This is a genomic window from Variovorax sp. PEI5 (assembly GCF_056679935.1).
Window position 1 is genome coordinate 27,018 of the sequence record NZ_JBWXPH010000004.1, and the last position, 21,338, is coordinate 48,355.

At 61.8% G+C, this 21,338-nt stretch carries 21 protein-coding genes and 3 pseudogenes; 10 read left to right on the top strand and 14 right to left on the bottom strand.

Translation table 11 applies throughout. From position 1 onward, the window contains the following. Window positions 1-50: 50 nt before the first annotated feature. The 3 genes from AC1MLT_RS21835 to AC1MLT_RS21845 are packed head-to-tail and all read left to right on the top strand — an operon-like array spanning window position 51 to window position 3,865. Window positions 51-1,622: an AMP-binding protein gene (locus AC1MLT_RS21835; protein WP_481036472.1), complete on the top strand. Its 1,572-nt coding sequence runs from the start codon at window positions 51-53 to the stop codon at window positions 1,620-1,622. Window positions 1,623-1,632: 10 nt separating this feature from the next. After that, a complete protein-coding gene (locus AC1MLT_RS21840; protein WP_481036954.1) occupies window positions 1,633-2,844 on the top strand; it encodes an acyl-CoA dehydrogenase family protein in 1,212 nt (403 codons plus the stop codon). Window positions 2,845-2,887: 43 nt separating this feature from the next. Further along, a complete protein-coding gene (locus AC1MLT_RS21845; protein ID WP_481036474.1) occupies window positions 2,888-3,865 on the top strand; it encodes a Bug family tripartite tricarboxylate transporter substrate binding protein in 978 nt (325 codons plus the stop codon). A gap of 332 nt (window positions 3,866-4,197) precedes the next feature. On the opposite strand, the pseudogene AC1MLT_RS21850 reads toward AC1MLT_RS21845, so the two are convergent. Both AC1MLT_RS21850 and AC1MLT_RS21855 read right to left on the bottom strand, forming a co-directional pair. Next, window positions 4,198-5,003, bottom strand: a pseudogene (locus AC1MLT_RS21850) (IS5 family transposase). Between the two features lie 63 nt (window positions 5,004-5,066). After that, the gene (locus AC1MLT_RS21855; protein WP_481036476.1) at window positions 5,067-5,324 is read right to left on the bottom strand and encodes a helix-turn-helix domain-containing protein; all 258 of its coding nucleotides are present in this window, start codon (window positions 5,322-5,324) and stop codon (window positions 5,067-5,069) included. A gap of 650 nt (window positions 5,325-5,974) precedes the next feature. On the opposite strand from AC1MLT_RS21855, the gene AC1MLT_RS21860 reads away from it, so the two are divergent. The 3 genes from AC1MLT_RS21860 to AC1MLT_RS21870 are packed head-to-tail and all read left to right on the top strand — an operon-like array spanning window position 5,975 to window position 7,576. Beyond that, on the top strand, window positions 5,975-6,757 hold the full coding sequence (locus AC1MLT_RS21860; protein ID WP_481036477.1) for a hypothetical protein: 783 nt from the start codon (window positions 5,975-5,977) through the stop codon (window positions 6,755-6,757). Window positions 6,758-6,773: 16 nt separating this feature from the next. After that, complete coding sequence (locus AC1MLT_RS21865) at window positions 6,774-7,133, top strand: hypothetical protein (RefSeq protein ID WP_481036478.1); 360 nt, start codon at window positions 6,774-6,776, stop codon at window positions 7,131-7,133. Then, window positions 7,130-7,576 (top strand): hypothetical protein, encoded by a 447-nt coding sequence (locus AC1MLT_RS21870; RefSeq protein ID WP_481036479.1) that lies wholly within the window; start codon window positions 7,130-7,132, stop codon window positions 7,574-7,576. Before AC1MLT_RS21865 ends, AC1MLT_RS21870 begins: the two co-directional genes overlap by 4 nt. 17 nt (window positions 7,577-7,593) lie before the next feature. On the opposite strand, the gene AC1MLT_RS21875 is transcribed toward AC1MLT_RS21870, so the two are convergent. The 3 genes from AC1MLT_RS21875 to AC1MLT_RS21885 are packed head-to-tail and all read right to left on the bottom strand — an operon-like array spanning window position 7,594 to window position 9,790. Next, window positions 7,594-8,352 (bottom strand): hypothetical protein, encoded by a 759-nt coding sequence (locus tag AC1MLT_RS21875; RefSeq protein ID WP_481036481.1) that lies wholly within the window; start codon window positions 8,350-8,352, stop codon window positions 7,594-7,596. Further along, window positions 8,352-9,407 carry an AAA family ATPase gene (locus tag AC1MLT_RS21880; protein WP_481036482.1) on the bottom strand — a complete coding sequence of 352 codons (1,056 nt, stop codon included), beginning with the start codon at window positions 9,405-9,407 and terminating at the stop codon, window positions 8,352-8,354. Before AC1MLT_RS21880 ends, AC1MLT_RS21875 begins: the two co-directional genes overlap by 1 nt. An 8-nt stretch (window positions 9,408-9,415) precedes the next feature. Then, window positions 9,416-9,790 carry a hypothetical protein gene (locus AC1MLT_RS21885; RefSeq protein WP_481036483.1) on the bottom strand — a complete coding sequence of 125 codons (375 nt, stop codon included), beginning with the start codon at window positions 9,788-9,790 and terminating at the stop codon, window positions 9,416-9,418. Between the two features lie 252 nt (window positions 9,791-10,042). On the opposite strand from AC1MLT_RS21885, the gene AC1MLT_RS21890 reads away from it, so the two are divergent. Beyond that, window positions 10,043-10,261: a helix-turn-helix domain-containing protein gene (locus AC1MLT_RS21890; RefSeq protein ID WP_481036484.1), complete on the top strand. Its 219-nt coding sequence runs from the start codon at window positions 10,043-10,045 to the stop codon at window positions 10,259-10,261. A gap of 27 nt (window positions 10,262-10,288) precedes the next feature. Here AC1MLT_RS21890 and AC1MLT_RS21895 read toward each other — a convergent pair whose 3' ends face one another. The 4 genes from AC1MLT_RS21895 to AC1MLT_RS21910 all read right to left on the bottom strand — a co-directional run bounded on the left by AC1MLT_RS21895 (window position 10,289) and on the right by AC1MLT_RS21910 (window position 13,756). Further along, window positions 10,289-11,815 (bottom strand): relaxase/mobilization nuclease domain-containing protein, encoded by a 1,527-nt coding sequence (locus tag AC1MLT_RS21895; protein ID WP_481036485.1) that lies wholly within the window; start codon window positions 11,813-11,815, stop codon window positions 10,289-10,291. After that, entirely contained in the window at window positions 11,815-12,282 is a 468-nt protein-coding gene (locus AC1MLT_RS21900) for a hypothetical protein (protein WP_481036486.1), read from the bottom strand. The genes AC1MLT_RS21895 and AC1MLT_RS21900 overlap by 1 nt, the downstream gene beginning before the upstream one ends. Window positions 12,283-12,524: 242 nt before the next feature. Then, on the bottom strand, window positions 12,525-12,899 hold the full coding sequence (locus AC1MLT_RS21905; RefSeq protein WP_481036487.1) for a hypothetical protein: 375 nt from the start codon (window positions 12,897-12,899) through the stop codon (window positions 12,525-12,527). Between the two features lie 479 nt (window positions 12,900-13,378). Continuing rightward, window positions 13,379-13,756 carry a hypothetical protein gene (locus AC1MLT_RS21910; RefSeq protein WP_481036489.1) on the bottom strand — a complete coding sequence of 126 codons (378 nt, stop codon included), beginning with the start codon at window positions 13,754-13,756 and terminating at the stop codon, window positions 13,379-13,381. Between the two features lie 53 nt (window positions 13,757-13,809). On the opposite strand from AC1MLT_RS21910, the gene AC1MLT_RS21915 reads away from it, so the two are divergent. Further along, on the top strand, window positions 13,810-14,808 hold the full coding sequence (locus AC1MLT_RS21915; RefSeq protein WP_481036491.1) for a ParB/RepB/Spo0J family partition protein: 999 nt from the start codon (window positions 13,810-13,812) through the stop codon (window positions 14,806-14,808). An 83-nt stretch (window positions 14,809-14,891) separates the two neighbouring features. Here the strand turns inward: AC1MLT_RS21915 and AC1MLT_RS21920 are convergent, their stop codons facing one another. Beyond that, window positions 14,892-15,443: a hypothetical protein gene (locus AC1MLT_RS21920; RefSeq protein ID WP_481036973.1), complete on the bottom strand. Its 552-nt coding sequence runs from the start codon at window positions 15,441-15,443 to the stop codon at window positions 14,892-14,894. Window positions 15,444-15,546: 103 nt separating this feature from the next. Continuing rightward, a pseudogene (locus AC1MLT_RS21925) lies at window positions 15,547-15,909 on the bottom strand (phosphoethanolamine transferase); the annotation flags it as partial. 336 nt (window positions 15,910-16,245) lie between these two features. Between AC1MLT_RS21925 and AC1MLT_RS21930 the strand changes: the two are divergent. Together AC1MLT_RS21930 and AC1MLT_RS21935 are read left to right on the top strand one after the other, a co-directional pair. Continuing rightward, a complete protein-coding gene (locus tag AC1MLT_RS21930) occupies window positions 16,246-16,845 on the top strand; it encodes a type IV toxin-antitoxin system AbiEi family antitoxin domain-containing protein (protein ID WP_481036492.1) in 600 nt (199 codons plus the stop codon). Further along, window positions 16,842-17,743: pseudogene (locus AC1MLT_RS21935) on the top strand (nucleotidyl transferase AbiEii/AbiGii toxin family protein). The gene AC1MLT_RS21930 and the pseudogene AC1MLT_RS21935 overlap by 4 nt, the downstream one beginning before the upstream one ends. Before the next feature lie 36 nt (window positions 17,744-17,779). Here AC1MLT_RS21935 and AC1MLT_RS21940 read toward each other — a convergent pair. The 3 genes from AC1MLT_RS21940 to AC1MLT_RS21950 form a co-directional block, all read right to left on the bottom strand. After that, a complete protein-coding gene (locus AC1MLT_RS21940; RefSeq protein WP_481036493.1) occupies window positions 17,780-19,684 on the bottom strand; it encodes a DNA/RNA helicase domain-containing protein in 1,905 nt (634 codons plus the stop codon). Between the two features lie 27 nt (window positions 19,685-19,711). Continuing rightward, on the bottom strand, window positions 19,712-20,080 hold the full coding sequence (locus AC1MLT_RS21945; protein WP_481036495.1) for a nucleotide pyrophosphohydrolase: 369 nt from the start codon (window positions 20,078-20,080) through the stop codon (window positions 19,712-19,714). Window positions 20,081-20,272: 192 nt separating this feature from the next. Further along, on the bottom strand, window positions 20,273-21,307 hold the full coding sequence (locus AC1MLT_RS21950; protein WP_481036497.1) for an HNH endonuclease: 1,035 nt from the start codon (window positions 21,305-21,307) through the stop codon (window positions 20,273-20,275). Window positions 21,308-21,338 lie beyond the last annotated feature (31 nt).

The window sequence follows — 21,338 nt, forward strand, 5'->3', positions numbered from 1 at the left end:
ACAGTGAGTTGGCCAGCGAGCACAGCGCCGACTGGCCACCAGGAGACAACATGACAGCATCTTCCACACGAATCGCCAATGTCAGCGAACTCGTCTCGCGCAGCGCGCGTGCTTTTGCCCACCGGACAGCCGTTTACAGTCCCGAGCGCAGCGTCACTTATGCCCAACTGGAGCAACGCTCCAACCGTTTGGCTAACGCACTGCTGGCCGTTGGGCTACAACGCGGCGATCGCGTAGGCATCTACTTGCCCAACTGCGTGGAAATCGTCGAGGTTGAACTGGCTTGCTACAAGGCGGCGTTGATCAAGGCACCCTACAACGCGCGCCTGTCACCAACCGAAGTCGGCGACATCGTGGCCAACAGCGAGGCGACAGTGATTGTGACCACTGCCGAGCGTGCCGAGTCCTTTCGCCCGCACGTGAAGGGCCTCATTCCACGTCTGTTGCTGATCGGTGTGGATGACGATGCCGAAGACGGCTACGAGCGCGCTCTGGCGCAAGCCAGCGATCAATTTGTCTGCGCGGCAGTCGATGCGGACGAGGTTGCCGTGCTGCACTACACCTCCGGCTCGTCGGGCGTGTTGAAGGCTGCGATGCAGACCTTCGGCAACCGTCTTGCTCAACTGCGAAAGTTCCTCACGCGTCCCGAACACATGCAGACTGGGCACATCCTCGGCCTCGTCGGGCCAGTCACGCACGCATCGGGGATGCAACTCGTGCCAGCACTGTGCAGCGGCGTGACGATCCGGCTCTTCTCAAGCTTCGAGCCCGGGCGTTTCTTGGCTGACATGAAGGCCGAGCGGGTCACGCACACCTTTATGGTGCCGACCATGATTGGGATGCTGCTGGCAGAGCTCGATGGCCGCTACCGTCCCCTTCCCGACCTCGAGCGCCTGGGGTATGGGGCAGCACCGATGGCGCCCGCGCGCATCCTGCGTGCAATGGACGTGTTCGGACCAGTGCTCTCGCAGGGGTATGGCGCCGGTGAGACCACGTCGGGTGTCTGCGGACTGACGGTAGAAGACCACCTATTCGCACGCGCCGCTCGGCCTGAACGCCTTGCTTCTTGCGGACGGCCGTATTTGGAATCGGATGTCCAGGTCATCGACGACGCTGGCCAGCCCGTCGGTACTGGCGAGATCGGCGAGATCGTCGTTGGCGGACCGGACGTCTTCGCCGGCTACTGGCGCGCGCCAGAGCTTACGGCCGAGGTCCTCAAGGAGGGTCGCTACCACACCGGCGACCTCGCTCGCGTGGACGATGAAGGCTTTGTCTACATCGTCGACCGCAAGAAAGACATGGTGATCAGCGGCGGCTTCAACGTCTACCCATCGGAAGTCGAGGCTGTGCTCTATCAGCACGACGATATCGCCGACGCCTGCGTCTTCGCGATCCCCGACGACAAATGGGGCGAAGCCGTGGCGGCCCATGTGGTGCTTAAGCCTGGCGCAGCTGTTGACAGCCGCGCCATTGATGCCTTTTGCGCAACGCGGCTAGGTGGCTTCAAGCGACCACGGCACATCGAGTTTGTCAACGCACTACCCAAAAACGCCAACGGCAAGGTGGCACGCAAGGCGATCCAGAGCCTCTACTGGAGCGGTCATGAGCGCATGGTCAACTGAAGGAAGCCAGATGAGCGAAACATCCATCACCCGTCCTGCCATGCTGTTCAATCGGCCTTTCGAAGGATCTTCGCAAGCCGCTGAGCTCATCACGCGGCTCGAAGCCTTCCTGCATGGTGAGCTCGCTGATACCGTGCGCAAGGAGTCCATCGACCATGAGCACAGTGTGGATCGCGCCACGCTATCGCGCGTGTGGAAGCGGTCTCATGCACTGGGCTTCTATGGCATGACGCTACCAGTCGAAATGGGCGGCTTAGGCCTCTCGCTGCTCGACCATGTGCTGGTGAAGGAAGCGATCTACGCAAGCGGCTCGCCCTTGGCGCCACATGTGCTTGGCGAACTCAGTGGACCACCGCGAGTCGGCGCTTTGGCCCGCAAAGCTTCGCCCTATCAGATGGAGCGCTTCATCTTGCCGGTGGCCCAAGCCCAGAAGGCAATCTGTTTTGCGATGACCGAGGCTGAAGCCGGGTCGGATGCCGGCGCGATCCAAACGCGTGCCGTGCGCGAAGGCGATGAATACATCATCACTGGCCGCAAACGCTACATCTCCGGCTCGCCCTTTGCCGACTTCGCCGTGCTGATGGCGTCAACGTCGGAAGATCCGCAAGTTCGTGAAGTTTCGGCGTTCTTCGTCGACCTGAAGGGGGCAGGCGTGCGGGTCGAGTCGGGTTACAAGACCATGGCTGGCCAGACCAGCACGGGCGATATTGTGTTGGAAGGCTGTCGGGTGCCAGCGGCCAACCTGATCGGCGAGCTCGGTCGCGGTCTGGCGCTGGCGCTGGGACGCATCACGGTCAACCGACTCTTGCACTGCCCGGCGATGGTCGGCATGGCCACCGTTGCTTTGCGCGACGCACGCGACCATGCACTGCACCGGCGACAGTTTGGACGTGCGATTGGCCAGTTTCAAGCCATCCAGCACATGCTTGCCGACATGGCGACCGACCTCGCCGCCGCACGCGGACTGATGCTGGCAACGGCACGCCAGATCGATGCTGGCAGTGAAGCCCGCGCGGAAGCCTCGATGACCAAGCTGTTCTGTTCGGAGAAGGCTTTCCAGATCGCCGATCGGGCAGTCCAGATCCACGGCGGTGAAGGCATCGTTCAAGGCGCTCGCGTGGAGTTCTTGTTTCGAATGCTGCGGATGTACCGCATCGTCACCGGAACGAGCGAGATCCAACGCAACACCATTGCCAGAGAACTGCTTGGCGACCTGCGCTGAAGACACGCAGCCAAACGACCGCAACAAACAAAAAGAGACAAGAATGAGCCATCTCAATCGACGCCAACTGCTCGGAAGCGCCATGGCATGCGCACTGCTGCCAACCACTTCCTTCGCCGCCGAAACCTGGCCCGAACGGCCGATCAAATGGATCGTCCCGTTCTTGGCGGGAACATCGCCAGATACCACCGCCCGGGTGTTGGCGGAGGGTGTTTCACCCATCCTCGGGCAGCCAGTGATCATCGACAACCGCGCAGGTGCAGCCGGCAACATCGGTGCAAGGATCGCGGCCAAGGCTGCGCCTGACGGTTATACGTGGGTGTACTCCTCTGCACCGATGGCAGCGAACATGCGGATGTACAAGGTACCCGGTTACGACGCCATGAAAGACTTTCGCCACATCATGCGCACGACGTCCGCTGACGTTGCGCTGATCGTCAATGCAGCCTCAGGCATCAACAGCCTCGATGAGTTGATCGCCCGAGCGAAAGCGCAGCCGGGCAAACTTGATTATTCCTCTGGCGGCGTCGGGACACCGTCGCACATGGGCGTGGAACTGATGCTGAGCTCCGCCCATGTGCGTGCCACCCATGTGCCATACAAGGGCGCTTCTGAACTGGTCAATGCGGTGCTTGGCAACCAAGTGGCATTCGGCATGCCTATTCTCAGCGTTGCATATCCCCAGATCGTCTCTGGCAACCTGAAGGCTCTGGCCATCGCGGGCAGCACCCGCAATTCGCAACTCCCCAACGTACCCACATTTGCGGAGCTCGGGCTGTCTGGGGTTGAACTCACGTCCTGGGGGGGCATCTCGGTACCGGCCGGGACGCCCGATGCCATCGCCATGCGGATCCAAAGCGCTTTTGAGCAAGCTTTGAAACAACCGTCTGTCAGAACCGGCCTGATCAACGCTGGAGGCCAGATCACACCTCTGGCGCCGGAAGCCTACAGTCGCGGCTTTCTTGATGAGATGGCGCTGACCGAAGCGATGATGAAGCGTGCAGGCCTTTCAGCGCAGTAATCGATACTTGCCGAAAAGCACGACATTTGCCTGCCGTATCTAACGACTTCAATGACGCACACGATGTCGGCTCGGGTGAGCGTGCATCGAAGAGTCTGTCAATCGTTAGAAAACTGCCTCCTGTAAGACCTATCAGGCACCACCGGTGGCTTCGCAGGACGGCTACCGAATCGATGTATACGCCAAACTTCTTGTTGATAAACCACATAATCAATCGGCTCAAAGATATTCCAAAGGGTTCGGAAAATTCTTGATCGTTCACCCTGTTGCAGTTTCTTCTTCAGCAATATCCTGATAGCAAACTAGAGCACAGCATTGACTGCTTAGATTTGCTAACAAAACTGGGGCAATGAGCGGACGCAGATGACACTGCAAGCCAAGCTGAGCAATGCAAGATGAGTCTGGATACTGCGCTCGAAGCGCACTCGCAGTTTGCCGAATGCTGCCAGCCAGGCGTGCGTTCGCTCCACCACCCAGCGATGACGCCCGAGGCGGTCATTGCGCTCGATGCCCCGGCGGGCGATGCGGTCCTGAATGCCACGACGCTTGAGATGGTCGCGACAACGGTCGAAGTCGTAGCCCTTGTCCGCGTGCAGCCGCTCAGGCCAACGCCGTGGCCGGCTTGGCAGGCCCCCAACAGCAGGCAAATCGTCGATGAGCTCCTCGAAAACCACCGAGTCATGCCGATTAGCGCCTGTGACGCAGAACGCCAGCGGGATACCCGCTCAGTCGGTCACGAGGTGGCGTTTGCTGCCGAGCTTGCCCCGGTCGGTGGGGTTGGGACCCGTGTGCGGGCCCCCCGGGGGCTGGGCACGCTGGCCCCATCGATGCTCGCACGGCTGAAGTCAAGGCGCCCTGCGCCTCGCAGCTCAGCCAGCAGCATCAGGTGCAGCTGGTGCCACACCCCCGCGGCCTGCCATTCACGCAGCCGGCGCCAGCAGGTCATGCCGCTGCCAAAGCCCAGCTCCTGCGGCAAATCCTCCCAAGCGATACCTGTGCGCAGCACGAAGAGAATGCCGTTGAGCGCAAGCTCGTCATCCAGGCGGGGACGTCCTCCCTGAAGTGAGGGCTTCACTACCGGCGACAGTGGCTGCAGACGCTTCCAAAGCGCTGAATTGATCTCTTTCTTCCTGCTCATGCGACGTCGAACGCATTACCCGCTCACTGCGATGATAGGTATTGTTAAGCCGCTCTTAGTTTGCTACTTCACAGGACGCTCGAATAACAAGCAAGGTTCCGCATTCAATGCGATAGCCAGTTTCTCAATGTTATCAATAGAGACATTTATTCTGGAACGTTCGATCTGACTCACGAAGGTTCGATCCACGTCGGCGGCAAACGCCAAGCTTTCCTGCGACAGCCCACCTCGCACCCTCAGTCGCCTGACGTTGAACGCCAGTACATCCCGCAACGTGGTGAACGACTGATGAGGATCGGGGTGCTTGAGTGGAGCTGACACCCTTCGATCGTTGTAAAAAGATGCCTATGCATCCACTGCTTTTGCATCACACAACTCAAACTTTCGGTTACGATGTGAGACGCAAAAACATCACAACGGAAAGCCCAATGTCGAGTTCTTTCGAGGCATCCCATACGGCAGATCGATGGCTGGACCACCAAAATGCTGTCACGGCAACGGCCTGTTCCATTGGGATGGCTCGCTGTGCGCGCTTCTTTCTTGCGCTGAATCGCGCATTCCTGACAACGCATTCGCACCATTGCTCGATGGACTGTTCTGCAGATCCTTACCGGCGGCGAATGTGACCCCCGCGCTCTCAGCAAGCCGGTGACGGCCTGCTGAGGCGCGCCGCAGGATGCCGCTGCCACTTCTCCGGCAGCCCTCCTCGCCCGACGGCACTTCCACTTCTTTGTTGTTTCTTGTCGCAAGGCACGGCGATGACGGCGCTCGTCATCCCGGCCGGGGCGGCGCATGGCCAGACGACGGCGGGTGCTGCCCGTCCGAGCCCGACCACGCCCGCCTTGGAGAGGGGTTCGACCTTGACGTTGCACTCCTGCGCCCCCGCGAATGCCTGAGGGGCCGGCCGCGGAATGGGTCCGTGGCCCGGCCGGTTCGTTGAACTTTGACTCTCGTCTCGATTGGAGGATCACATGACTTCACATGCTGTTGGTTTCGCTTCGTCCCCGCGCTTCGGCTCGGGCTTCTTCTCGCTGCACGCACTGGGTACCCGCATCGTCACGGTGGCCGCCCTCCTGGGCGGTGCAGCCATCGGCCTTCCTGCGCAGGCCCAGGTGCAGGCCGCCGACGTGGCCGGCGTCCGCCTGGGATCGTCGCCCTCGGAGGTCGAAGCCGCCCTGCGCGCGCTCGACCCGCGATTCCAGTTCCTCAAGATCTACTACGCCGGACCCGACGGCAAGGCCAGCGGTGCGATCGGCGCGCTCAAGGCCGCCATCCAGACCGGCTCGGACCTGCGGGGCATCGACTGGAAACGCCTGGACGGGTTCGCCGTCTACTTCGGTCAGGACGATGGCAAGGCGTATGCGATCTACCGCCAGTCGTACAGCCCGGCGGGCTTCCCCCTGGCCCAGACCCTGGCCGACCTCGCCAGTAAGTACGGTCCGAGCACCGGCTTCTACCCCACGATCTACGTGCGCGCCGAGAGCAGCGCCGGCCAGGCCTCCAATGGCTGCATCGGCAGCGGCTTTGGCTGGACGGGAGGGCCCGGTGGGTTCGATCCTGGATGCGGCAAGTCGATCAAGGTCCAGTTCGATCCCAAGTCCGACACGGTGGCGGCGAGTTTCCAGACGTGGTTGTTCGATCACCGCCTGGCTGGCGCCGCCTTACGCGCGGCTCAGGCCCGGGGCCAGGCCGCCGCCCAGGAGCGAAGCCGCAAGCAGCTTGACGCGGTGAAGGGCAACCGCCCTGCCCTTTGAGCAAGGACAACAAGTCATGAACTTCAACTCCAACTTCAAGTACAACACCCACGGCCCCCTGGCAGCCCTGCTGATCGGCAGCGCCTGGCTGCTCGCGGGCTGCAGCGGCGAGCCCGGCAACGCCGACATCGAAAAAGCCCTGACGGTCAATGCCGCCCAGGGCAACGTCCAGATGGAGCAGCTCTCCAAGGGCTCGTCCCAGGCCTTCATGCCACAGGTGCATGCCGCGCGCAAGCTCGGCTGCAAGCCGGACACGACGGCTGCGTTCGTCTGCGACGTCGAACTCGATCTGACGCCGCCGCGGGGGGTGCGCACCCGCACGAACGCCTCGCTGCGTTTCGTCAAAGGCAGCGATGGCTGGTCGGTGTCGCGATGATGGTCACGGCTGCGAACTCAATCGCCACCGCCACCGCCACCGCCACCGCCACCGTGCGGGCTGTCCTGCTCAGCGTCATGCTGACGGCAGGTGGCCTCGCCGGGACGCAGCCTGCCGTGGACCTCGCCTACCCGGACCTGGTGCGCGAAGTCCGGCGGCTCGAGCCACTGGAAGGCAGCGAGTACCGGCTCTCGAACGAGGTGCTCGACCAGCGGGTCCGTCTGGACGTCAAGCGCTTCGGGGCGGACCGCAATGGCGGAGGCAGCGATGATGAAGATCGTGCGGCCTTCTATGTGCAGCTGGACGACGGTCTTGTCTTCACCTGTGTGCCGGCGCCAGTGAACTTCCGCTCGGGCGTGCTTGAAGCCCGGGTGGTCAGGCATGACCCGGGGGCGGCAAGCCGCCACTTCTTCACCTTGAGCGACTGCACACCGGCGAAGTGATCTCGCAGCGGGCGTCCTCAGGCCCAGGCGTCCACGACCAGCTGCGCCGAGAATACCTGCCAGTCACGCGCCCAATCCAGGAAGGCCTGTGGCGACATGCGCACCGCGCTGACCTGCCAGCCGCGCAGCCGGCCCAGGCGATCGGCCTGCTGGCGGAAATGCGCACGCAGCAGCACAGGGATCTGTGCCGGCGCGATGGGCAGGTTGAGCCGGCGCAGCAGCGCCATCGACTGCGCCAGACGCCGCAGGTCATGCTGGAGCAGCCAAGGCGCCGCGCAGCGCGGGCACAGCACGCTCGCCAGCTCGATGCAGCGGCCATCGTCATCGGTCAGATCGCTTGCCCGGCGCGGACGAGCACGCCGCCCGCAGCACTTGCACACGTGGTGCGAACTGCGCGCCATCTTCAGCAAGATGCCTTCGACGACATCGTCGGTCTCGTCGACGCCCACGCACCACAGCTCCGCGCCGCCGACGCACACCTGTAGCTGACCGACTGCAGCGCGGCGAGCGGGCCGGCCCTCGACGACCGCGAGCAGCTTGACCAGGGTCCGGGCGAGAAGCGGCCGCCAGCCCGGAGGGACGTGCGAAGCACATTCGGCCAGCGTCGCCGCAACCGCATCCGGCCGGTCCATCCAGTACCTGCCCGACGCCATTCGGGAGGCACTTAGCGCCTTCGATGGCGTCTCACTTCCATCAAGCACGGTGTGCGGATGGTCTGTCGCTACTGTCGTGTCGATCGCTGATGTCGCCATGAGAATCTCCTGCGGCTTGGTCATCACAAGAACCCCGCACTGCGGCGTGGAGCCAACGAGGGGAAATCCGAAGCCAGCAGGCTGCGCCGGCCTGCGATCGCTGCTTCTCCCAGCGCGTCGTGCAGCGCCCGGGCCATCGTGCGCGGTGTGTGCGCTGCCACGGCCTCGGCCACTGCATCGGACAACTTCGCGTCGAAGTGCCGTCCCCAAGGTTGGGCACGCAGCAAGTCGGCATACAGGGCTTGAGCGATGCCTCGCCCCTGCGCCGGCGTGGGCGGCGCGATCGAGAAAATCCGGCAGCGCGAGCGCAAGGCCTCGGGCAAGCGCTCCACCCGGTTGGTGGTGCCGATCCACTTGACCCACGACAGGTCCAGCGGCAACCGCAAGCCCTCGTCGACATAGCTGCGGGCCGCCTCGCGGTCCAAGAGCGTGAACAGCGGTCCGAGCGGGTCATGGCTCGAACTCGCGGGCGTCTTGTCCAGCTCGTCCAGAACGATCACCGGGTCGACATGAGAGCCCAGCGCCACCGTCCGCACGAGCTGGCCGGGCCCGCCCGAGACGAACATCGCATCGAGTCCGCCAAGGGCGAAGGGGCCGGTGGACTGGCTCATCTGCATCACCACCATCGGCACGCCGAAGACAGCAGCCAGGGCCTTGGAAAAGGCGGTCTTGCCCACGCCGGGTGGGCCATCCAGAAGCAAAGGAGGAAACACCATGGGACCCATCGGAGGCAGGCGACACAGCGCCGCACGGCGCTGCAGGTAGGTGACGACTTCGGAGAAATTGGGGAACTTCATCGACAGGGCTGACAGGGCTGCCTCCGTGGGCGGCCGGGCTAAGGCCCGCTCGATGGGCTCGTCGGACAGCCGGGCAAGGAAGGCCTTGACGCGGGGGTTATCAAAACCCTTGTCCTGGGCCGCGAGCAATGCCGCGTCCAGGGCCTGCGTATCGCACAGGCGCATGGCGAAGTGATTCTCTTCGAGCTTGTATGCCGTATGTACAGCAGCGACTTGGCGCAGCGAGCGGACATGCGCGGCGAGTTCGCGGGCATCGGCCGAAGGGCGTGGGGTGATCGTCATGCCGGGCCTCATTTCAAAGCACTCATGCGCTGGAAGAACGTCTCGCGCAATGCCATCTGCTCGGGCGGGTGCGGCGTGCGGCCCCGTCGCACGAACGAGACGCCCCGCGCGAACTCGATGCCGCACTGCGCCTCGGCCTTCTTGCGCACCAGGAACGGCTCGAGCCGCAGCAGCAGGTCAAGGCATTGCGCACAGCGGTAATTCAGCACGAAGACCGGTCGGCGCAGGTGAGGACCGTCGTCGTGCAGGCGCAGCGAGCCATGGAGGTCCGGAAAGATCGACTGGAAATGCTCCAGGGTCGAACGCATGTTCTGCGAGATCGAGAGCTCGAGGCTGTAGATGCGGTTCCTGCCGGGGCCGGGGTTGCGCCGCGCGATGCGCACGCACCCTTCTCCGTCGACAAAGCCTGCGGCCCATCCCAGCTGGCTCGCAGCTGGCAAACAAGCACTCAGTTCAACTTTCACAAAAGTCATCTCAAACCTCATTATGCGTTTTTACGCGACACATGAAGCATACAAGCGACTTTCGTTGAAGCAAAGCGTTATTTCGTCAAATGTCGCGCAAACTCTACAATCACTGCCAACACGCCACACCACGGGTACAACGTTGTGATCAGATTCAGATTGAAAGAACGGATGGCTGACCTGTCGTTCAAGTCAGGCAACAGGGTCACGCTCGACCATGTAGCAGCAGAAACAGGCATCCACCGATCCACACTGTCAAAGCTCAGCAGCAGCAGGGGTTACAACTGCGGCACCGATGTCCTCGACCGGTTGTGCCAGTTCTTCGGCTGTGAGCTTCAGGAGATTGCCGAGTACGTGACGGACAGTTCCATCGGAGAGACCCAAAGTTAGGGTCAACAGCTTCTTGATGAAAAGTCATCAGGGCCGTACTTTCTTTGTAGCTGTTTCCGGAGACTTTTCTTTGACGCCATCATCTTCTTCGGCGTCCTGACTCATCTCTAAGTCGCCGATCGCGCCAAAACGCTTCTGACTAATGTTTCCAGCGTCGGTGTCAGTGCCTCGGTCAGCTGCAACAGCAAGGGCTCCAGAAGCTGATCCAGAGCGGCCGAGACCACCTCCTGGATTCGAGGCTCCAAGGAGGTTGTCCAATGCTGCGCCCACTGCGCGTCGAGCTGCCTGGAATACTCGGGGGGCCAGGGTGTCGCGGACCCAGGCACCGATGGACTCGAGCAGGACTTGACCCAGCCCGGCAAGACCTGCTGCAGGTGTCGCTCCACCTGCAACGGGACCTGCTCCTGCAGATACCTGTCGACGGCCTCGAGTGTGAATTGGGTGATCGGCGGATGAAGTGGCGTCATGAGATGTTCTTGAGATGGGGATGGAGATGGAGGCGGGGACGGTGTTGGAAACGGGTTTCCAGATGCTGCGCAGCGTGGGCTGCTGGCGAAGCAGATCGATGTCGAGAGGGGCCTCGCTGACGAGCTCGCAAGCGATGCGGGTGACCAGGCTGTAACGGGCCCGGGCCCGTTTCACGGCATAGCGCTCTGCCAGAGCCTCGGCCCTTTTCTTGATGTCGAGTCGCATCCTGGCAAGGAGTACGTCGGCAAGACGCTGATCCTCGAGCGGCGTGTCGCGCCTCGTCAGCGCTGCGGGCAGTGGTGCAGGAGCGAGCGACCGCAACACCCCCGCTCGGTCGAAATCCCTGGCGTAGAGCAGTCCGCTGAATTTGACGCTCGCAATCTTTCGCGGCCCATTCAACGCAAGCCCTGCTACGTCCAAGGTGATCGAGTGCCGGCCCAGGCCCACCACCTCGCCCAGTGGTTGTAGCACCCGCACCATCTCCGCCTGGCTGGCCACCCGGTCTTCGAGCACTGCAGCGATGGCCAAGGCGCGCGCATGCGCGTGGACTCCTGTTCCTGATGGCAAGCCCGGACCCGTGAGGTCTTGCGACCACCAAGCCAGCCGGCCCCGGAACGCGTCCTCAGGATCGGCCCAGCCATGGCGCAGGTTCAGATACCGGCACAACTCCTTCAACGGCCGGAGACCTATTCCGTGCAGGCTGAACTGCAGGCCCGTCTTCAGGTCGACCTGGGCACAGAGGACGTGCAGATGGATGCTGGTGCCGTCGCTGTGAAGCTTCGCGAGCCAGCAGATCCGGTCCTGCCCACCCGGGAACATCACGGTCGGCAGCAATGCAACGACTTGCTGGATCTGGTCGTAAGAAGGTTTATCCAGCGGCGAGAACGCCAGGACGATCGAGTCATAGGCCGAACCCGGACCGGCGTTGACCAAGGGCGGCAGAGTGTTCACCAGGTCGATGAGTTGCTGCGCATCGCCGCGCAGCAGTTCGACCCGCTCACGCACCCGCTGCCGGGAATCGGCAGCGGCAAACAGATAGGGGACCGCCCGCGAGATCGAGCCCAGGACCGGGCTGTGCACGCACATCACGGGGTGGACTCCGCGACCGCTTTCCTGATGGTGGCCGAAGCTGGTTGCGCCAGATGCAATGGCCGCAGGCGGTCCAGCTGATCCTTCACTGAGTGCAGCGTCTCGGCCAGCCGCATCTCATCGACAACCTGGCGCTCCCGGCGACAGTGATCCACGACCCTCGCGATCTCCTCCAGATGGTGGGTGGCCCGGGCCAGCAGCGTCAGGTGCGCCAAGGTGATCTCGTCGAGGGTGTAGAGATCTACCGGCGCAGGTTCTGGCAAGTTCGAAGGTGATGCGCTGTGAAGGAGCGCTTCCTGGACTTCCTTGGACGCCCACAGCACACGCTCAATCCAGCGGGCTGGCGTCAGTCGATGGACCGCCGCACTGTCGTTGAGCAATTGCTTGAGCCGGGGAGCGACACGAACCGACATCGACTCGCGAGGCGGATTCTTGCGGGCGGGAAAAGCTTTCTTTTCTTTCATGCCACGAACAGAAAATGAGTGGAGGAATTCCTTCTTATCGTCTAACTTTTGAAATAATCAAGGACGTACCGAAAATTAAATGTCGAACACGTTTTTCTTGAACCCGCACCTACCCCGTCACGGCTCCCTCCTGGGAATCAGGATTCGACCAATGAATTCGTATACGGCTGCATGTGCTGGCTCCAACCCCGTTGATCGATCAAAAAATCCTGCCAAACGACAACGAAAAAGCGTTGCCAGCATCAAGTAAATAATCGGAAACGAAGCGATTCTCCAAGGAAAACATTGATTGCCACACGCAGAAACACGAAGCCAATCAGCTCAAAAACCCGCGAAGCGCTCGGAATCTCAAATCTTTTCGGTAACAGAAATTCGTTCCGAGCACGCCGATCAGACGAATCCGAAGAAGTTTTGCGGCCGGCCATGAAGAAAAGCACCAAGATTTCTTGCGATTTCCTGTGGCTTTTGAAGCTCTTTTGGTCGCTCAGACTCCCGATCGCCACTACTAAACTCAACGAAATCTGCCCAAATACCCCAAAGAAATCCAAATTTTTCGCAAAGAAAAGCGATGGAAAAGTAACGCTGGCGAACCATTTCGAGAGCGAAAAACTACGCATCCGAACGAATTCGCTTCAATCTCGATCTGCCCGTAGCTGGAATTTTCTCCGCCACATCGTCGATTTGACGACCGATTAGATCGTCGACTTACCTGCACAGATGCGACCGGTCACTTCGGCAATCGTCACTGTCACCGTGTAGAAAACCTCCGTGTGTTCATTACGACGTTGCATTTGATGCTCAACACCTTTATGGCCTTGTCGTGGCCCTTGAACCCGTCGTCTTCGCATTCTTCAACAATCCGTTGACGGTCATGCCGTGGATTCAGACACGTTTTGCCAAGACCACCAGCTTGAAACGCCAGCTATGACCACTGCTGTCAAAGTGAGGATCGATGGGGTTTTGAGTATAAAAAAACGATCAAATTGCATCCCATGCAAAATGTTCTGTGCCCGATGCAAAATCTATGGCGTTCATCACCAATTAATCTGCATCCGATGCAGTTTATGTTGCTTCTTTTTTGCATCGGAGCAGCTTCTCACCCATGTTTGGAACCACTAAGACGCATCGCGTCCCCAAAAATTGGGTGACCCAATTTCAACGGCCCACTTGCAGAATCATCTGGAAAAAACGCTGTCAATAGCCCCCCACCAGCCAAAAACGCTCGATTTCTTTGGTAAATTTCCTGGGTTGGCATATTCGTTTCACTCAAGGCAAACCCGCTGCGCGACTCGATGTCATTTCGGCTTTCCTTTTCGGACTGCCGACGCCGTTGGACAGCGTGACCCAAGCCCAAGCCAATCATCCTTAATCCGCAGTGCTCCGGGCGCTCTGCAAATTCCTTTTCAAGGAAACTCTGCCATGAGCCTCGATTCACCCTCTTTTTTTCATCCCCTTCTTGGTTCTGACGAGTCATCCCGTTGCGCCTCGTCAGGTCCTGAGCCACACCATCACCCGGCTCTGCGGGCGATGCCCGACAAAAAGGTCCAGCAGTTGTGCGCGACATTCAAGGACTGGTTGCCCGACCTGAGTCAATTGCAAGGGATTGCCGGCATGATCGACGTTTACTGGCTCGCACCGTCGCGCTGGTCGTGCCGCGATGGCGATCTTTTCCACCCCGGCACCGACGATGATTCCGACACCCAGCTCCCTGGCACGGACTCGCGCACGGTTCCGCTAATCATTCGTCCCTGGCCTGAAGGTGTCCCAGTTCCGGCCAATTTTCCACAAGCCCGCTACGAAGTGCTCTGTGGGTCGCGGCGACTCATGGCCTACCTGCGCTGCATCGAAGCAGCGGCGAACGCGCCCGGTGAGAAGGCGCCCTTCGCTTCAATGCAGAGCACCGAGGAACTCGTGGCAGAAGCCCTCATTTTCGTGGTCTTGCTCACGCTCGATGACCAGGAAGCCGCTCGCGTCGTCGTGCACAGCAACCAGAAGCACAGGCCATTGCGTCCTTTCGAGTTCGGTTGCACGTGCAGAAAGCTGCTTGCGGACGATGTCTTTGAAAGCCAGAAAGAGTTGGCCCAGGCGATGGGACGGCAGGAAAGTGAAGTATCACGGGGCATCGCACTGTCCCAACTCGATCCTGTGGTGCTCGGGGCCTTTCGCTCCGCGCTCGAACTGCATTACACCGATGGACCCGATCTGAAGCAGGCTTGGGAGAACGATGCCGAAGGACTCACCCACCGTGCCTTGCAGGCGACACAGCATCATGGCTTGCTGGACCGCAAGGCGGTGCTGGCCATTTTGTTGGGAACCGACAACAAGAAGTCTGTCAATGTCCCGTCCATGGATATCGAAGTCGAGATCGAAGGCGTGCTTTATTTCGTGATCTCGACGACCGCCACAGGCACGACGAAAGTAAAAGTGCTGCGCAAGCATCTCTGCGCGAAAGCTATCGATGCGTTGGTGAAAACGCTTCAGGCGATGGGAGAGAAGGACCGCCAGGATCTGTTCAAGCCAGAGTAACGGGGTGATCGGTCAGCCCGGCCAAAATAACCCGGGTGTTTGAGACAGGCCGATGGCGACCATTCGCCAAAGCATTGATCTGCTCATTCACCCTGGTCATCGGGTCTCGTGCCCTCTTCCAGTTCAGCAGCCATCCACACGGGTCCTGCCCTGTCATTCAGACCGTGAGGGAAAACCGCTGCCTGATGCTTAGCGCAAAGCGAAACCCAGGGCCCTTGGGCATTCGTGATGGTCGAGCGGCCACCGCAAATGATGCACAGCGTGCGGAGTTCCACCTCGGCCTGCAGGATTTGCTCCTGGATCGCTACGGCCACCGGATCGAAGTTCTCGATGGGCTCGCACGGCACGCGGGTGACTTCGGCCGGTCGATGCGAATTGACAGCAAAGCGTGCCTGCCCCTCCATTCGATAGGCCAGGCTGGGGGCACCGAATTTCTCTCGAACGTGCGTCCATTCGAAGCTCCGCTTGTCAGTCCCGAGCAGGGTATCGATGCGCTCGCACAGCCCTGCGAACGCAGGCGTCCAGCCCTTGAAGAACAGGTAGGCTCGTCGCCGCTGCACACCCTGGAGGGGAAACATGTGGTCGAACCGGGCCAGAAATGCACGCAGCTCGGCGGGATCGTTCCAGGCGTTCATGATTATGAGTTTCTCTTCCGTCATGGTCGGCGTAGCACGGCGACTGCGTCTTGAGCCAGTCGATGGGGCGGCCGAGAAAACGGTCGGTGTAGGCGATGGAATTGTCGTAGGCGTTGATCAGCTCGCCGTGGCTGCAGTCGGCCAGCAAGTTGATTCTGCACTCGGGCACAAAGCGCTTTATGTCGGCCGACGATCGCTTGTGATTGGCCGGGCCGTGGCTGGACATCTGGTGCATGAGCAGCAGCACGCCCTTGGCACGGCACTCCGGTGCCAGCGCCTCGATGCGACGGTCGAGGCCGACGAGCAGGGCGTTGTCGAGGCACCCGTCGTCGCTGCACAACGCGGCCTGGGCGGCGGCTTCCAGCTTGACGCGGGCGTCCGCGTTGGGCACCCGGTCGCACACGTCCTCGCAGCCACCGGGCTGGTTGTCGAGCCACAGCACGGTCAGACCGGCGGCCGTAAGCATTTGAATAGCGCGTGCTACCGGTCCTTATCGGTAATGTCCAAGCAAGGCAACTTTGTTCACTGTCAAGACTGGTGAATTACAAGGTGCCAGGGCCGCCAGGGCCGCCAGGGCCGCCAGGGCCGCCAGGGCCGCCAGGGCCGCCAGGGCCGCCAGGGCCGCCAGGGCCGCCAGGGCCGCCAGGGCCGCCAGGGCCGCCAGGGCCGCCAGGGCCGCCAGGGCCGCCAGGGCCGCCAGGGCCGCCAGGGCCGCCAGGGCCGCCAGGGCCGCCAGGGCCTATTTTATATAAAAACGCATTACTTGAACAAAAGTCATGTGAATATTAAACTTTGATGGCTCATGAACCAGTCCGACCACATTCTTGAACTGGCCCGAAGCCAGCGCATGCTCCGGTCTGCGGATGTGCGCGAGCGTGGCTGGTCGCCGCAGCTCCTGATCCGACTGCACCAGGCTGGCAAGCTGGAGCGGATCGCGCGGGGCCTGTATGGGCTGCCCGATGCCGAAATCACCGAACACCAGACATTGATCGAGGTGTGCCAGCGTGTGCCCAAGGCCGTGCTTTGTTTGCTGAGCGCACTGCAGTTCCATGGGATCGGTACGCAGATGCCGCACGACGTATGGATTGCGCTGCCGGAGGCGACGCAGAAACCCGCGCTGAGCTACCCGACGCTGCGCATCACTCGCCTGCGTGGCACGGCGTACAGCGACGGCATCCAGACGGTGACCGACCATGGGGCACCCATTCGCGTCTACAGCGCCGCCAAGACGGTTGCGGACTGCTTCAAGTTTCGCAACAAGATCGGTCTGGACGTGGCGCTGGAAGCGCTCAAGGCTGCTTGGCATGGCCGCAAGTTCACCATGGTCGAGCTGAGCCACTTCGCCAGGATCAACCGCGTCGAGCGGGTCATGCAGCCCTACCTGAAGGCGGTGACGCAATGACCGCCAACCTCCCGGCGTCCATCCTGGCCCGATTGCTGGTGCTCGCCAAGCAGCGCGGCGACGATTACAGCTTGGTGCTCAACCGCTTCGCCATGGAGCGCCTGCTGGCTCGCGTCAGCGTGTCGCTCCACGCCGAGCGTTTCCTGCTCAAGGGTGCGCTGCTTTTTCACTGTGGTACGACGCGCCCCATCGCCCGACTCAGGATGCCGACCTGCTGGGCTTTGGCCCGGACGATGAAGCCAACCTGATCGCCACTTTCCGTTAAATCGCCGCCCTGGAGCTGGGCGATGGCATCGTGTTCAGTCCCGGATCTGTGAAGGCGCAAGCCATTCGCGAGGACAACACCTACGGTGGCACCCGGCTCAAGCTGGAAGCACGCATTGGATCTGCCCGCTGCGTACTGCAAGTTGACGTGGGCTTCGGTGATGCCGTGACGCCGGCACCTCAGACCCTGGCGTATCCCACCCTGATGAGCGACTTCGAAGCTCCGACGCTGAGGGTCTACCCGGTCTACACGGTGATCGCCGAGAAGTACCAGGCCATGGTGATGCTCGGTCAGGCGAACAGCCGGATGAAGGATTTCTTCGACCTCGCTGTAATCGCTCGACGCACGCCACCGGAGGGCGCCACGCTGGCTGCCGCCATCGCAGCCACCTTTGCCCGGCGCCGGACCGCCCTGCCCGCCGAGCGTCCCTTGGTCCTGACCCGACGGTTCAGCGACGACCCGGCCAAGGCGCGCCAGTGGCAGGCCTTTTTGAGCAGGAACCGCATCGAAGCTGCCAGTCTGGGTGACACCGTAACGTTGCTGGACGAGCTGTTATGGCCACCAACTCAGGTCGCCGCCGCTGGCAGTCAGGCAACAGCCACCTGGCGTCCTGAATCGTTGCAACGGGTTTGAAATGGCTGACTTGCCTCCCTAAGATCCGTCGAGGCCTCAGTTAGTCGGGAGTGCCTCACTGCTCAGTCTGTGCCGAAAGTAGCGCGCCGTTTCTGCATCGGTGCAGTACACGTAACAGCCTCGCATGCCGCGCGTCATCAACGTGCGGTACGTGTTCTTGATGATCAAGTCCGTTTCGCGCGCCGTTTCCACAGGGTCACTCCGCATCCGGGTCTTGTAGCCACGGATCGACCGGTCATGGCGGTCACGCGCAGCGGGCACAGTCCGCACCTGCCCCTCCCGCACCACCAAGTCTGGGCCGATGATCACCCCGATGTAATCCACTTCCAGACCCTGGCAGGTGTGGATGCAACCCACCTGCGCGATCGAATGCTCTGCCATGATCCACAGGCTGCCGTCCTGGTCCAGGTTCCACTGCCGCCGGTAGGTCTCGCCAATGACGATGTCCGAGGCCTTGGAGTCCTTCTTGCTGTTCCACGGCCAGCAGTAGCCAGCAACCACGCGCGCTCGGTTTTGGGCGTTCCTGGCTTCGATGGCCGCATGCATCTCCTCCGGAATGTCGAACACCTTGAACTCGTAGCCTGCGGCGTCCAGACGCTCATTGGCCGTTTCCCGGACCTGCAAGGTGTTGTCGAGCCAGGCGAGGTAGCCGTCCGAGCCGCCACAGCGGAACTGGGAGACAAGCTCGAAGGATTCCACTTCGGCGCCCTGGCCGCCCTCCTCCGCTTGGCAGCTCCTGACTTTGGCAAAGCCGCGAATGGCCTGCTTCGACCCGATGTCGCTCAGCGTCACGCGCTGGTCCTCGTCGATGAAGAAGATGGTGCATTTCGCCGCCTGGATCAGTTCCTTGATCTGGTTCTCGCCCAGGTTGCCGTAGAGGCCGCCCTTCTCGGTGAGGCGGTGGGCCTCGTCCACGATCAGGAAGTCGAAGGTGTCAGGCGCCGTGTCGATGAAGCTGCTGGATCCCGTGAACAGGTTGGAGAAATGCGATTTCTTGACAGATCCCGCCAGTTTGGCCTCGTAGACGCGTCGCGGCGCCGCGTTTTTTGAGACGTACTTCCCCAGCAGGCCTTCAGCGGTCAGGCGCACAAGGAGATTGATCGCCAGCACGGTCTTGCCCGTGCCCGGTCCGCCCTCGATGAGCACAACCCGCGGGTGCACGGCCGATGCACTGCGGGCCGCCGCCAAGCAGGCCTCGAAGACCTCTTTCTGGTCGTCGATCAAAACGAACTCGGGTTTGCCGGCCATCAGCCCCTTAAGCGACTCGGCCAGCGCCTTGGACGGCCGGATCCTGCCTCGGGCCAGTTCGTACATGACCGCCTGGGCGTCGCCGAACTTCACATGCTGCTTGATGAACGCGCGCAGCTGCTCGCGCTCCTTGCCGCCTTTGGTGAAGAGCGGGGCCTTCTCGATATACGCCGCATAGTGCGGTGCGTCGATGACGCCGTCGCGCACGTAGTTGTGCAGGTAGGCACAGGGCTGGACCATGATGCCACCGTCGTAGACGGCCTCGTTGAAGCCTTCCAACAGTGCCGCATAGGACCACGCCTGGTAAGAAGGATGGACCACCGGCCGCAGTCCCTTGCCCAGCTGGGTCACCACGATGGCGTCCTTCGTCGTGGCCTGGACCTTCTGCCACTGCTTGAGTTCGACCACCACCGCCTTCTTCACCCTTGCAGCGTCAAAGCCGGTCAGGGTGATGTCGAGCCGCTTGGAAGACTGGGGAAGGTGGAGTTCCACCGCGACGCCGAGGTCGTCCGGGATGTCGGGGTCGCTCAGGACCCGGGCCATGTACCCCAGGGAGTGCTTCCAGGATTCCGACTCCGCATGACTTACCTTGCGGCCGGTGGCGGCCGTGTAGCGCTCCAGGATGACGTCTTCGATGTCGTGGTCATTGTTGTGGGCGAGGAACTGCTGCTTGTCGGCGGCGTAGACGATCACGGAGAGGCTTTCGGAGGCAGAGGCGTTTCAGATTCTGTCGTACTTCCTGCTCGACCCCAGCGCCCGGTCGACCGGGTAGCGCGCCGCGTTGACGGCGAGCTTCTCGGCCACGGCCTGGTTCAGGTCCACCTGCAGCACATCGGCCAGGCGGACCAGGTACATCATCACGTCGGCCAGTTCGTGACGTACGGCTTCGGCCGTGTCGGGATGCTGGCCGGCAGCGCGCGACGCGTCCTCGCCAAGCCACTGGAAAATCTCGTTGAGCTCGCCCACCTCCCCGGTCAGTGCCATGACGAGATTCTTCGGGGAGTGGAACTGGCCCCAGTGGCGTTCGTCGGCGAAGGCTTGGAGTCGGGACGACAGCGCGGTCGCATCCACGTAGACAGGATCACTCATGGTCATTAGCGTTGAGTTGGAAAAAGAGGAATGTTGACCGTCGGCATTGCGCGGCGTCGGTCCTGCAGGCTATGTTGGGAGACATCGACCTGACGCCGGTCTGCAAGCAGACGTGAGCTGCCTGCGACGATGACAAGTGGCAAAGGCGATCCTAGATGCAGTGCCTACGCACCTCCAGACCCAAATGGCAGTTCAGTTCAGATCCTGGTTGAAGCAGGTCGTGTAGGAGGCATCGACGACTTCAAAGGTGTTCGAGGCGACCCAGGCCGAGGCCCTGCCGGCCCGTGCACTGGCATAGCTCCATAAGGCCACACGTTGGCAGGTGGCGGCATCCACCACCAGCCCGGCCTCGGCGCCCACCTCGGCCACGTCGTCGGAGCGCCGGATCAAGCGTTCCAGCCAGCGCTCCAGATGCCGCCTGGCCCCCAGCATGGCCGACTTGCTGCGGTTGCACGCTGGGTGGGCCAGCACGAAGTTATGGGCCAGGTCGCGCGGATACTGCGAGAAGGGAATGAAGTGGTCGACGTCCGGCACCGCGAGTCCGAGGCCACAGTAGAAACAGGTCGCTCCGTCGATGCGCCGCAGTCCCTCGGCCAGCTTGAGCAGCGACTGCCTGGACGTCTCGAACAGAAACCGCTCGAGGTCGTCAGCCTCCCCCAGGATGGCGTGGTTGCGGCGGTTGCCCTTGAGGTGGCCGATCCAGTGGGAACGCGCGAGCTGCTGTACCAAAGGCTGGAAGCGGCGCAGACAGAAGGCCACCCCAGGACGCAGAAGAATCTGGCCTGGGCCCGCGCGCTCATAAAGAAACTCGTCGGTTTCGCCACCGAAGTTCTGCAGATAGTTCAGGGGCATGGCCGAGACGGTCTGCGTGACCCCGCGCAGCAGCCCCGGGTAGGCGGGGTGACGGGCGGCGACCTGCGGATTGGCCGCCGGCATGGTTTGGCGAACGGCCACGATGGCCGAAACCACCGCCGCCTGGGCACCGGTGTTCTGCACCAGGACACCGGACTCGGCGCCGGGGCGACCGGTTCCATAGGCCGCGGCCTGCTGCCAGTACAGATGGATGAAACGCTCGCCGATCTGACGGTTTGTCAGCATCAGTTCGCAACCATCGTCACGGCCCTGCTCTACCGCCAGGTCGGCCAATGCGATGAGCAGCGCAAACTTGTACGTGGCGGTGAAGTCGCCTTCGGCGAAGAGGCGTTGCAGCTTGGTCAGGAAGATCAACTGGGCCTCTGCGCTCGGGGGCGCTGTTCGA